Source organism: Paenibacillus sp. R-74696, assembly GCF_055814915.1.
On the sequence record NZ_JBPULM010000030.1, the window covers coordinates 730,005 to 742,602 of the forward strand.

The following is a 12,598-nucleotide window of genomic DNA, read 5'->3' on the forward strand; positions in this document are numbered from 1 at the left end:
TAAAGATCGCTTGGCCGCCCTTTTGCCACTAACCTATCTCAAACCTTCAAGAATCCGATCCTGAATAACCGAGTCATCCTCAACAATTGTCGCTCCGGCTTTCATAATGTAAATAACGCCTCCAAAAAAACACGCTGTAAGAATTAAAAAGCAATATAATGCCAACATCGCTTACACCCCCTTGAACTATTTTCCTCTAACCTTATTATAGGAGAGTATGGGGTGTAATGGCGCACGAAAATTTAACAGGATCGTGAACATCTGCAGCTGCCCTTGCACGCATTTGTACAAACCAAAATCAGCTTTGAATTTTATCCATTGTACAACTGGCCGCAATCCATTATGCTAGTCGACGATAATGATTATCAATATCTTTGAGATAACGCAGGAGGAGAAACACAATGAAACAAGCGGGACGAATGATTTCTTTACTTACTACTGTCACATTAATGGGGGCATTATTGTTGGCATGCGGAAGCAACACGGAGCAGCCTTCAGCTGAACAAGTAAGCACCTCTCCTACTACAGAAGTGAGCAGTTCACCAGCTGCGGAAAGCCCAGCGGCTTCGGCGGAAGCTGAAACGGGAACTCGAATTTTCAAGGACTGGACAGGCCACGATGTTGAAGTGCCGGTTACGCCTCAGCGCGTTATTTACCATGGCGAAACGACAGGCGATTTGCTTGCTCTAGGCGTTACACCTATCGGAGTTATGAAAAACACAGAAGGCTCCGTCTACGAGGAGCAAGTTAAAGAAGCGGAAGATGTAGGCTTTCCAATCAGCGTCGAAAAGTCATTATCGCTTTCTCCTGATCTGATCATTTTCGGCAATTCAGATGATGCCCAGTATGAGGCGCTTGCCAAAGTCGCACCTACCGTTACCTTTGATACGTTTGCGCCGCTTGAGGACCGCATGCGCATTTTGGGTGACCTGCTGAATAAGAAGCAAGAAGCCGAGGACTGGATTGCCCAATATACAGCAAAAACCAAAGAAATGTGGGCTATGCTGCACGAGAATGGCCTGAAGGAAGGCGAAACGGCTTCCATCTTCACGATGTATCCGGGCAACCGCCTGTTCATTATGGCTAATGCTGGACTTCCGCAGGCTGTTTACAACGAGGATGGCTTCAAGCCGACTCCACTCATTCAGGAAATTATTGACGCTAGCGAAGGCTTCCGGGAAATCTCCGCAGAAATTTTGCCTGAAGCTGCAGGCGATCGGATTTTTATTTTAAATCCCGTACCTGATGATGCCAAGAAAGACACGGAAGAGCTGCTGAAAAGCACGATTTGGAAAAACCTACCTGCCGTAAAAGCAGGAAAAGTATATTACTTTGACATTCAGAAAGCTTCCAGCGATGCAACTTCCCGCGAGTGGCTGATTGACGCGCTGCCAGCAGAAATTTTGAAAAAATAACGCTTACTGCGCAAGCTTCGCTACGAATGGTAAATAACAAACGATACAGGTCGAGTTAAAGGGCATCATTGAGCCCTGACTCGGCCTGTTTTCTTTTTCAGCCAAAAAGTTCAATCCTTCTTTCCGTCCATTCGCTTCCCCTCTTATCTGTGGCATAATGAAAGGATACAAAGCAATCGTATTGCTAAAGAACTTAAATGTAAGGAGCATCGCTCGCATGAATGCCCATGAAACCCCGTCCGTTCCGCTTCACCACCTCTTGCTTAAGCTTGTAAGCATGAAGCGGCTAACGAAGTCCGCGGACGTTACTTTTGCCGAGCAAACCGTAGAGAGCCATACGCTGCTCATTATTGTCGACAGTGAAGGCACGCTGTATTTGAACAATCGCTTTATCCGGTTTGAAGCGTTCAGCGCATTCCAATTAGCTCCCGGAGATTGCTACCAATTTGATGGCCAGACGAATGAGACGATGGACTACTACTGCCTCGTCTATTCCGTTGTTCGTGTGGACTATGTGCAGCCATCGTTTTATCAGCAATCGCTGTTTCCTAGCAAGCACGAGCTGCGTCTTTACCCGCTATCTCCATATATCAAGCTGCTGGAATTGATACAGGCAGCTGGCAAGTCACTCCAAGGCATCGAGGCATATAAACAAAATCTCGCTTTCCAGAAGCTGATGGGCATGCTGCTAGAACAGCATCTTCCGGCAAGCCAAGGCGACCGCCAGCTATATTCAGTTGAGGATACCATGCACTATATTCAGCTTCATTATAAAAGCCCGCTTACAGTCAAGGAGCTCGCGGCGCTGACGAACATGGCCCAGTGGCAATACAGCTCCTTGTTTAAAGCGCTAACGGGGAAAAAACCGCTTGATTATTTGGTATCCCTGCGCATTGACCATGCCAAGGAATGGCTCGCAAACTCCCATGCCTCGCTGCGTGAAATTGCCGAATGGTGCGGCTTCGCCGACGAATATTATTTCAGCCGCCGCTTCCGGCAAATAACCGGCGGTTCGCCAAGGCAATATGCCTTGTCCATGCGGCAGCGCGTTCAGATCAAAGACTGGCTGGGACATCAAGTCATCATCCCAGCAGAGCCGCAGCGCATTTTGTATTATGGCGAGACGCTGGGCGACTTGCATGTACTTGGCTTTCAATCTATCGGGGGAGAGGATTTTTCCGACTTCCCCATGTTCAATAAAGAGCAGGCGACGGAGCTTGCGCCTGATTTGATTATTTTGGCAAGCGGCGACGAGCAGATTTATGAGCAGGCGGCGGACATTGCCCCGACGCTTGCCTTTAACTCTTGGGGAACGCTGGAGGAGCGTTTGCTTATGCTTGGAGACTGGCTTGGAAAAAAACAGGAGGCGCTGCGCTGGCTAGCTAGGCACAAGCGGCGGACGGAACAGATGTGGCAGCAGCTAAGCAGCCATTTAAGGGCAGGCGAGACAGCCTCCGTATTCATTTTTGAACGGGGAAATCGGCTGTTTATTATGGCTGGCAGCGGGCTGGCATCCACCCTCTACCATCCGCTTGGCTTTGCCCCAGTCAGTGAAGTGAAAATGCTCATTGCCGCTCAGCGTGCTTATAAAGAAATAACAGTAGCCTCGTTGCCCCAATATGCCGGAGATCGCCTGTTTATGATTGTTCCCGAAACAGACGATTCGCGGCAAGCGATGGAGTCGCTCATAAGCAGTCCGCTCTGGAAGCAGCTTGCGGCCGTCCAAAGGGGCCATGCCTATGTAGTAGACAATAGCTGGAACTACAGCGATGCGGAAACAGGAAACAAGCTGCTCGGCATGCTGCCCAAACTATTGCAAAAACCGTCTTGAAGCCGGAGCTTCAGGACGGTTTTTTTAATAATATAGGAAGGTAAATCCATGCGCTATCCGTTCTCTATATTTCTCGGAATGAAACGCGCCGCGCCCCCATAGGATGGCGTCAGCCGGTTCACCTTGAAATATAGGAAAGGATATGATTTTTCCATCCTCTCTCTATATTTCTCGGAATGAAACGCGCCGCGCCCCCATAGGATGGCGTCAGCCGTTTCACCTTGAAATATAGGAAAGGATATGATTTTTCCATCCTTTCTCTATATTTCTCGGAATGAAACGCGCTGCGCCCCCATAGGATGGCGTCAGCCGTTTCACCTTGGTTAGCCTTTTACTGAGCGGTTGTCTTCCACCAAATAGAAGATGGAAGGCGGCCGGCCCCAACGGCTACCGGCTCCCCAATGATTGGCGTTGCAACCTGTACATTCAGCTGCTGAGCTGCTCTCGTCACGCGCTCTACTGGATCATTCCAGTCGTGAAAGCTGAGCGTAAAAGCTCCCCAGTGAATGGGAAGCAGCGTTTTTCCTTTTACATCGACATGTGCCTGCACCGTTTCCTCCGGCATCATATGAATTGCCGCCCAACGCGGATCATATTGTCCACATTCCATAAGAGTCAGGTCAAACGGGCCATATTTCTCGCCAATTTCTTTGAAATGCGCACCATAACCGCTATCTCCGCTAAAATATATATTAGCTGCTCGTCCTGTAATAACCCAGGAGCACCACAAAGTAGAATCCCGATTGTTCAAGTTTCGTCCTGAAAAATGCTGTGCTGGAGCAGCCGCTAACCGAATGCCTTCAAATTCCAGCTCCTCCCACCAGTCATGCTCCGTTATGATGGATTTATCTACTCCCCAACGCTCCAAATGGCTGCCTACACCGAGCGGAACGATGAAGCGGCGAACTTTGTTTTTAAGCTTGAGAATGGAATCATAGTCCAAATGGTCATAATGATCATGAGATAAAACAACAGCGTCAATTTGCGGCAGCTCGGCAATTTCAAACGGCAATTTGCCGCTATAACGCTTGTTTCCGAAAAAAGGGAACGGCGATGGCGCTTGGCCAAACATCGGATCGAGCAAAATATGTTTCCCATCCAGTTCAAGCAGCATAGCCGAATGCCCAAACCAAGTGACTTGTGCTTGCTCTCCCTTATCATCCCCGCCAAATTGCAGCTGCTGTAATGGCAGCTTAGCCTGCGGCCTGCGATTAGGGTTTGTTTTCATATAGTCTCGCAGCATGGAAAGTAAGCCCCCTGCACTGTTGTCCATGACCGTCATGCTCAAATTTTTAAACTTGCCATCTTGGTAATGGGGTAAATGTGAAAAAGCCGCCTGCTGCTCCTTCGTTAACACGCCTCCGAGCGCAGGATAGAATTTTAAAACAAGCACTACCGCAAGCAGCAGTATAGCAAGCACGATAATAGCAGTCAGCACGGCAATTACTCCTTTAAGTGATGGTTAATAAAAGCTGGATACATCATAAACGAACGATCATTTATTTAAAAAGAGATTTATGAAGCGCAAAATGAACGCCTTCGCTAATAATAAATGATCATTCAGTTAATGTCAACCTATGTGCTTTTCCTCCTGTTAGCTAATCATCTAAAAGATTGTAACATTTTTCACAGCTTCCCTGCGTCCAATGGATTATAATAGAAGTGAGCCCGGAAGAATAAGGAGGAAGCCCATATGTCTATCCAACATACCGTACATTTCAAAATCATTCGCCCCCATGAAACGAAGACGCTGCACGGGTTGATTTTTCTGGAAGAAAACCAGCAGCCTACTGTAGAGGATTACGCCAAATGCCTTAAATTGTGCGGCCACGATGTGGTCATCCACGATGTCGATAAGTTTATTTTCAAAGCAGAATCTGATGGTGAATCCTATTTAATTGATGTTTTGGAGGATTTCGAAAAGCGCGTGCGTGATCTTGACGCTGAAAATCTCAGCAGAAGCTTCCAGAAGCCAAACCCAAGCTTTTAATCCGCTCCTTTCTTATCGTATAAAAAAACGCCAAGCTCCAGCCCTTCACAGGTCTGATGCTTGGCGTTTTGCTTATTGGTAATTGGACTATCTGACCGGGCGACGCTCACTTGCCTGCGGGAAGTAGCCAATTGACGTTGCATACGCGAGCATATTTCCGATTAGCTGCTCATTAGGCGCTGCGCATGCAATGCTTGATGGCTGCAAGGCGCCGCTTGTCAGCTCGCAGCTGTAGCGATAGGCCGAGTCCTTCGCCCCGTCGCCTTCTAATTGCGCGATTGCGAGCTGCACACCCTCCTGATTTTTCGGAATGGCTTTATCAAGCAGCCACTTCGTATAGGCCGCTGGGCTTGACGTTTCGATGGAATAGCCGCTGCTGCGCAGCATGTCCATCAACCTCCCGTATGGAAGCGGCTCCGGGTTGCAAATATGGTAGACGCCTCCAGCTGTATCCGGCTTAAGTGCCAAGCTCACAATCGATTGTCCGGCATAATCAATTGGCGTAATATCGATATCCCAAGTAACCTCTGGCGCTTGTCCAAGCAGCAGCATCGATTTGAGCATCCGGTAAAACGCGTTGCTGTCAATGTTTCGCTGGAAGCTGCCGCTTACCGAGTGGCAGGATAAATTTCCTGCCCGATAAATGCTGACGGGCACGCCCTGCTCAGCAGCAGCGTACAGCAGCTTCTCCGCTTCCAGCTTGCTGTTCGCATATAAGCTCTCGACTCGCAGCTCCGGCGCAAGCTCCCCTGCGGCTACCACGGCCTCCCATTGACCGCTTAATGCAAGATCTTCCGGAATGCCAAGCGTAGAAATATGGTGGAAGCGAACCGTTTGGCGGCAAGCGGCGGCAAGCTCCAGCAAATATGCTGTCCCGAGCACATTCGTACGGGCAAATTGTCCCTCTTCGCCAAAATGCCTCACATCCGCTGCACTGTGCATAATCGCATCCAAGCTGCTTATCAACTGCTGATACTGCTGCTCCTCAAGCCCGAGCCGTGGCGCTTCCAAATTGCCTTCTACCGCTACAACGCGCCCTTCCATTAATGGTATCGCCGCATCTCCAAAATAATAAGCAATATGGCTCCGAAGTCTCGCTTCGCCCGGCTCTGTACCTGGCCGTACGAGGCAATAAATGGTAGCATCGCTTTGCATAAGCAGCTCATAGAGCAAATATCCGCCTAAATAGCCGGTAGCACCAGTCAACAGTACGCCCTTCGGCTGCTGATCAAAGCTGACAAGCAGCTCAGGCCTGTAGCGCATAGCCGGCAACTCTTCCAGTGGCAAGGCTGGCCCAACATGGCGGGCCGTCTCCTGCTGCTCGGGCGCTTCGGAAGCAAGCTGCTCAATGCGCGCGGCAATCGCTTCAATCGTTCTATATTGAAATAAATCATTAATTTTCAATTCCGGGTAATACGGCTTAAGACTTGCTAAAATATGAATAATTCCGAGCGAGTCGCCGCCGATCGTAAAGAAATCATCATGAATGCCGATATGCACAAGGCTGAGTGCCTCTGCCCATGCGCCCGCAATCATTCGTTGAATGCCATTTTGAGGGGCAACGTAGTCTACGCTGATCTGCTCCTCTTGGTAGGAATAGCTTTGCAGCTTTTTCCGGTCGATTTTTCCGGTTGGCGAAATCGGCATTTCGTCCAATTGGACGATCCATTTCGGTACAAAATAAGAGGGCAGCTTATCGCCCAGCTCTTGCTTGATGGTAACGGTAGAGAGCGGCTTACCGTCCTTTGAAGTAAAGAAGCCGACGAGCATATTTTGCTCCTGTGCATCCTTTTTGCAGATGACTGCTACGTTTTGCACATTGGCGATTTTGGAAAAGCTGTCTTCGATTTCCCCAATCTCAATGCGATGTCCGCGAATTTTAATTTGCGAATCCCGGCGTCCCACATATTCAATTGTGCCGTCCGGCAGCAGCTTCGCAATATCGCCTGACTTATAAATTTGACCATCGCCAAATGGATTGGCTACAAACGCATCCGCCGTTTTCTCCGGTTGATTTAAATACCCTTTCGCAAGTCCAATTGTTTCAATCAGCACCTCGCCATGCACATGTACGGGGCATAGCTGGTTCAGCTCATTGACGATATACACTTTGTAGTTTTGAATTGGCTTGCCAATTGGCACGTTTGTCAAATCATCGGAAATATAGCTGCTGATTTTATGCGTAGTGGTGCACACCGTGCATTCCGTTGGCCCATATACATTGACGATCGCAATGCTGTCCTGGAACTTCCGCTGGAACGCCCGAACCTGCTCGCCATAAAGCGCCTCTCCTGCTACAGTGATCAGCTTTACGCCTGCAAGCTTTTTGTAACCCTCATCTGATAAATAAGCAGAAAGCTGGTTAAAAAAGACGGTTGGCAAAATCGTAATAATCGTCGTTTTCGTCCGTTCAATGGCTGAAGCAAATTCCTCAACAGATACGCGCTCCTCTGGAGAAAGCAAATACAAATGCGCACCATAGAACAGCGCTCCAATCGTATCCCATACCGATGCGTCAAAGCTGTAGGTGGCGAACTGCGTCAGTATATCCTCATGTCCGATTTCACAGTCCAGCCTCACCGTGTCGCCTAGATTGACGACGCCTTCATGCGCAATGAGAGCTCCCTTCGGTCTTCCCGTAGAGCCGGACGTATAAATAATATAAGCCAAATCATCAGGCGCTACCTGAGCATTCGGGTTCGAAGCCTCTACCCGGTCATAAGCGATATGCTCCACTACGATGATTTCCTTCAACTGCTCTAGCCCTTCGGACTGATGCTGCGCCTGCTCCTCATATTTCGCTTTGGTCAGCACGAACACCGACCGGGTATCTTGCAAAATGTAACGGTTGCGCTCCTCCGGATGCTCGGGGTCTAGCGGCACATAAGCGGCTCCCGCCTTCAAAATGCCAAGCAAGCTGACGATCAGTTCCAAGCTTCGCTCCATATAAATGGTGACGAAATCGCCTTTGCTCACGCCTTTGCTGATCAGCAGGTTCGCCATTTGATTCGCCTGCTCATTGAGCTGACGATAGGTAAGCTCCCCATGTACAGATGATACAGCCGTTCGCTCGCCATGCTGCGATGCTGCAAGCTCAATCATGCCATGAATCGTCTGCTTGCGGTCATAAGCGCCGGTTGTTGCATTCATTTTCTCATAGACGAGCCGGTCCACATCGGTTAATAGATCAATGGCTGCCACACGCGCGGCCGAATCAGTTAAGGCCGCTAGGAACAGCGTCGTATAATAAGCGGCATAGCGATCTACAGTCGCTTTTTCCAGCAGTGATTGATCATATTGAATGCTGAGCTGCCACTTTCCACCGAGTTCTAGAAGCTGAAGGTTAATCATTTCCGAAGTTGGCTGTACCGGGTGTCGATGCGAGAAGCGAGTGTCATAATGGGCTTGGGCCGAGGATGATCCATCATTTACAGCTTGCAATAACGAGGTTTTCAGGCTTGCAAATGTGTTCGTTTCTTCGATATGCGCTAACCATGGCTTAACCTTGCCCTGGGCTCCCTGCACACCGATGAGCAGCTGCTTCTCGCTTGAAAGTCGGTATAAGAGCGCTGCATACGCCGCAGCGGCCTCTGCTTCTAAATCCTGTTCTTTTCTCGTTTCTATCAGTTGGCTTACCTGTTCGCCCAGCGCGTATTCTTCCGTTGCATAAGAATACGTGCGGTTATGACGCGAAAAATCTAGTGGGATTAATAAGACAAATTCGCTGGAAGCAATCTGGTTAATTGTAGTGTGTTTATTTTCCGTCATAATTGTAAAACCTCCTGTGGGGGAATTGCCCTGCAGCTGCAAGCAGCCGCAGGGCTCCCTTTATGATAGTTATACTGGGATTAAGAAGTACGGACTTGGAAATGGTTGATGAGCTCTTGCAGTTCTTCCGACATTTGTGTCAATTGCGTCGACGATTCCACAATGGCATTCATCGATTCTTTTTGCTCGGCAATCGATTTAGAAATTTTCGCACTGTTTGCTGCTGTAATGCCTGCGGAAGCCGATAGATTTTCAGCCGTAGCCGTCAACTCTTCCGTACCTGCAGAAATTTGCTCTGTAGAGCTCGATACTTCTTGAATTTGGAGTGTTACACTGCGAGTAGCGGACAAAATATCGTCCAGAAGCGAACCCGTCTCGCTGGAAATTTGCAAGCCCGTACGAACTTGGCCTGTCCCCAGATTCAATGCATCAACAGCTGTCGTAATTTCCTGCTGGATTTCTTTAATCAATGTGGAAATCTGCGTTGCCGAGCTATTGGACTGCTCAGCGAGCTTGCGAACTTCGCCTGCTACGACTGCAAAACCTTTGCCATGTTCGCCGACTCTAGCCGCTTCGATCGCTGCGTTCAGTGCTAGAAGATTCGTCTGCGTCGCAACTCCCATAATGAGAGAAACGATGTTTTCAATTTCCTGTGAACGGCTGGCAAGGGATTGAATCGCACCGGAGGACTCCACCACAAACTTTTCAATCTGCTCCATTTGCTCAACAACTTGGCCAACGACCTTGTTGCCTTCCTTCGATTTGTGTTCCATATCGCCAGCTTCTACTGCTACGCTCGACGAGCTGTGAGCAATGTTCTGAATAACGGTCGACATTTCGTTCATCGCTTTGGCTGCTTCGCTGGAGGACAGCTCCTGGTTAGCAATTTCAACGTTGATTTCCCGCATGTTTTCGGTAATTTCTTCTACCGTCCTGCTGTTCTTTTCGGAAAACTCATACAAGGACTTAGCAGAATCTGTTACAGCATTCGACGTTAGACGCACTTTGACCATCATGTCGTTGATCCGGCGAATCATAATGTTGAATTTGTGATTGACGACACCTAGATCGTCGACGCCCGATTTCAGCTCGACATTCAAGTTGCCTCCGCTCACTTCCTCAATGCCTTTAATGAGCTCTTTAATCGGCTTCATTGTCATACGTGAAATAAAGAACTGAAGCAAGAAAATGAGCACAAGGAAAATGAGCATGATCGAAATGCCGCTGATCAGCAGCGTGTGCAAACCGTTAGGCACAGCACTCGCATCTACATCCGCCGCGAAGAAAGCAAATACATTGCCACTACTGTCTTTAATCGGATAAAGAATCGTCGTCCAAATACCAAAATCATCGGAGTAAAAGCTGGTGAATGTAGGTACTCCTGTATTCAGCATTTCCCCTATAGCGGTCGACATCGCCGCTGGCTGCTCATACATCGTGCCCACGCCCATATTTTCGCTGGAGAAAGCTTCTACCAGATTCGTAGGCATAGCAATAATTGACGTTTGATTGCCATTCGTCAGCTCTGTTCCGAATACATAAGCCTGCGCGATATTCGGATTATATTTATGTATCAGGTCCAGTGTTGCTTTCAATTCCAATTGTGTGGCACCTTCGTAGCTTTTCTCGTTGATCGCTTGCTGGATTTTCGCAGGGTCCATTTCCTGTGCCCATTCCTGTGTAATTGCACTAATTTGTCCGCGAAGCTGCTTTATCAAAATATCCTTTTGAATGATGTAGCCTGATGCAATTAAGATCGATCCAATTAGTACAATGTTAAAGAAGGCAAGCAGCAAATTTTTAGAAAAAAAGGACATTCGTTTTATGAATTGCATTCTGTCAACGCTCCTATGTGTATGATGTAATGCTACTTTCAAAAAAATGGTGATGGTTCGCTCACGGTTTTATCATCCGGCTGTTGCAGTTGTCTGCATTCTATTCGCTTCCCATCCGCGACTGAGACTAAAGATCTATCTTCGAAATTTTCTAATTCCCGATTCGTTCTTTAGCCTTATACAGGTTTATTTATCAGAAAATTCTAAACATTAACCACTCCCTCGCTCTTCTACCTATTTCTCTATATATGATCTGCCGAAAGTTTCCCCTCAAACTAGCTCAATACATTATTCAACAGATACTATTAATACTATCGACCTATTCGATACGAATAGTAATAGATTTTGCTAAATTGTTATTTATCTTATGTAAAAATTTATACAACAGGCAAAACGCAAATAAGCGGACGACAGGAAATCCCTGTGTCCGCCTGCTTTCAAACCGAGTATAACAGCTTGCTAAAACGACTATATCACTTGCCTGACCACACCACTGTAATTTCGTTATAGCCATCTTTGTCCCGGTCAGGAGCACCGGTAATCGTTACAGCTATATCATCACCCTTTTTGCCTACCATCGTTAAAGATGTGCTGCTTACATCCTCTGAAGTGTCCGTCAGCTCTTTCGTTTGGAAATAGGCTTTGTAGGATACGCCAAGCGAGTCTAAATCATTTTGCGTCTCATAAACGAAGTACACTGATTTTTTGTTGTCCCGGTTGTTTTCCACCGTCTCTTTTATTTTCGCATCTTTCGGAATCGGGAAATCTGCCGGCAAATATTTCGGGCGTTGGCCCGTGTACACATTGCTGCCGGTACCTCCGCCTCCCGTGGAGCTGCTGCTGCCAATTTTCACTTTATTGCTCCCTGCATCATAAGTAACGGGCACGTTCAAAGCATCTGCAATCGAGCGTACCGGCAAGTAAGTAGAGCCTTTATAAGTAATTGGAGCCTGCTTGGCGCCATTGCCATCAACTGGCGTATAAGTGCTGCCATTAAGTTCGATTTTCAAGCCATTATTCAAATATGCTTTAATTTGCTCCAAATTGCTTCCTGCATATACACCTGCCGAGCCGGTAAGCACCATGCCGAATACCGCTGCGGATATGACCATTTTTTTGCTTTTCACATCTATCTACCCCTGTCTATTGATAATAATATTCCCCCAATCATTACCTCCTCTGCATGCGCTTAAAACCATTTTCTGCAAAAATAGTTCTAATTTCCTTGCTGCTTTCGGGCAGCCGTCTAGAAGCCTGCATCTGAGGAACCAGAAGCGGTGCTGCATTAGCCTGTTTCTTCAAGCAGCTCTTTGGACAGCAGGCAGGCTGTTCCATACCGTTCAGCTGCTTATTCCGGCTCCGTCAGTGCTTGCAAACGCTCCGGCTGCTCAAAGCCGCCCCCTTGATAGAGCGTATGCCCAAAATGATGTGTCCCATACATATACAGCGTCTGATCCACATAAACGAACGCCGAAGCCGTCTCGCCCGGCCGGATGCAATTCCCTAGCCGCTCACCCATCGTACGCAGCCGTCCATACACATCATCCTGCCAGCTCACGTGTGCCATTGGCCCAATTTTCACCAGTTGATCGACGAGCGCCGCCTTTGTAAAACTGGGGTATAAAATCAAATCGGGATTGAGCCGCACAATTTGCTCTGCATCAACAGGCTCCTCAATACTATGAACACCGCGCAGCAGCTCTTCTGCAAAACAGGGAACATCGCGCTGCTCCCCGCAATCGGACGAATGCCAAGCGCC

At 48.1% G+C, this 12,598-nt stretch carries 8 protein-coding genes; 3 read left to right on the plus strand and 5 right to left on the minus strand.

Annotation, left to right across the window (positions count from 1 at the left end; all coding sequences use genetic code 11):
- Positions 1-401 precede the first annotated feature (401 nt).
- Positions 402-1,415 (plus strand): ABC transporter substrate-binding protein, encoded by a 1,014-nt coding sequence (locus ACSR9A_RS14830; RefSeq protein WP_473757897.1) that lies wholly within the window; start codon positions 402-404, stop codon positions 1,413-1,415.
- Positions 1,416-1,632: 217 nt separating this feature from the next.
- The gene (locus tag ACSR9A_RS14835) at positions 1,633-3,246 is read left to right on the plus strand and encodes a helix-turn-helix domain-containing protein (protein WP_473757899.1); all 1,614 of its coding nucleotides are present in this window, start codon (positions 1,633-1,635) and stop codon (positions 3,244-3,246) included.
- Positions 3,247-3,577: 331 nt separating this feature from the next.
- On the opposite strand, the gene ACSR9A_RS14840 is transcribed toward ACSR9A_RS14835, so the two are convergent.
- Positions 3,578-4,684: an MBL fold metallo-hydrolase gene (locus tag ACSR9A_RS14840; protein WP_473757900.1), complete on the minus strand. Its 1,107-nt coding sequence runs from the start codon at positions 4,682-4,684 to the stop codon at positions 3,578-3,580.
- A gap of 255 nt (positions 4,685-4,939) precedes the next feature.
- Here ACSR9A_RS14840 and ACSR9A_RS14845 point away from each other — a divergent pair, with 255 nt between their 5' ends.
- Entirely contained in the window at positions 4,940-5,236 is a 297-nt protein-coding gene (locus tag ACSR9A_RS14845; RefSeq protein WP_473757902.1) for a hypothetical protein, read from the plus strand.
- An 87-nt stretch (positions 5,237-5,323) separates the two neighbouring features.
- On the opposite strand, the gene ACSR9A_RS14850 is transcribed toward ACSR9A_RS14845, so the two are convergent.
- The 4 genes from ACSR9A_RS14850 to ACSR9A_RS14865 all read right to left on the minus strand — a co-directional run bounded on the left by ACSR9A_RS14850 (position 5,324) and on the right by ACSR9A_RS14865 (position 12,487).
- Entirely contained in the window at positions 5,324-9,004 is a 3,681-nt protein-coding gene (locus ACSR9A_RS14850; RefSeq protein ID WP_473757904.1) for a non-ribosomal peptide synthetase, read from the minus strand.
- A gap of 80 nt (positions 9,005-9,084) precedes the next feature.
- Positions 9,085-10,839, minus strand: coding sequence for a methyl-accepting chemotaxis protein (locus ACSR9A_RS14855; protein WP_473757906.1), 1,755 nt, complete (start codon positions 10,837-10,839; stop codon positions 9,085-9,087).
- Between the two features lie 473 nt (positions 10,840-11,312).
- Positions 11,313-11,966 carry a stalk domain-containing protein gene (locus ACSR9A_RS14860; protein WP_473757907.1) on the minus strand — a complete coding sequence of 218 codons (654 nt, stop codon included), beginning with the start codon at positions 11,964-11,966 and terminating at the stop codon, positions 11,313-11,315.
- Positions 11,967-12,187: 221 nt separating this feature from the next.
- On the minus strand, positions 12,188-12,487 hold the full coding sequence (locus ACSR9A_RS14865) for a substrate-binding domain-containing protein (protein WP_473757909.1): 300 nt from the start codon (positions 12,485-12,487) through the stop codon (positions 12,188-12,190).
- Positions 12,488-12,598 lie beyond the last annotated feature (111 nt).

Bases quoted from the DNA above. Each gene is read 5' to 3' on its own strand.
- ACSR9A_RS14845 (WP_473757902.1), top strand. From the start codon at position 4,940: ATGTCTATCCAACATACCGTACATTTCAAAATCATTCGCCCCCATGAA.
- ACSR9A_RS14830 (WP_473757897.1), top strand. From the start codon at position 402: ATGAAACAAGCGGGACGAATGATTTCTTTACTTACTACTGTCACATTA.
- ACSR9A_RS14850 (WP_473757904.1), bottom strand. From the start codon at position 9,004: ATGACGGAAAATAAACACACTACAATTAACCAGATTGCTTCCAGCGAA.
- ACSR9A_RS14855 (WP_473757906.1), bottom strand. From the start codon at position 10,839: ATGCAATTCATAAAACGAATGTCCTTTTTTTCTAAAAATTTGCTGCTT.
- ACSR9A_RS14835 (WP_473757899.1), top strand. From the start codon at position 1,633: ATGAATGCCCATGAAACCCCGTCCGTTCCGCTTCACCACCTCTTGCTT.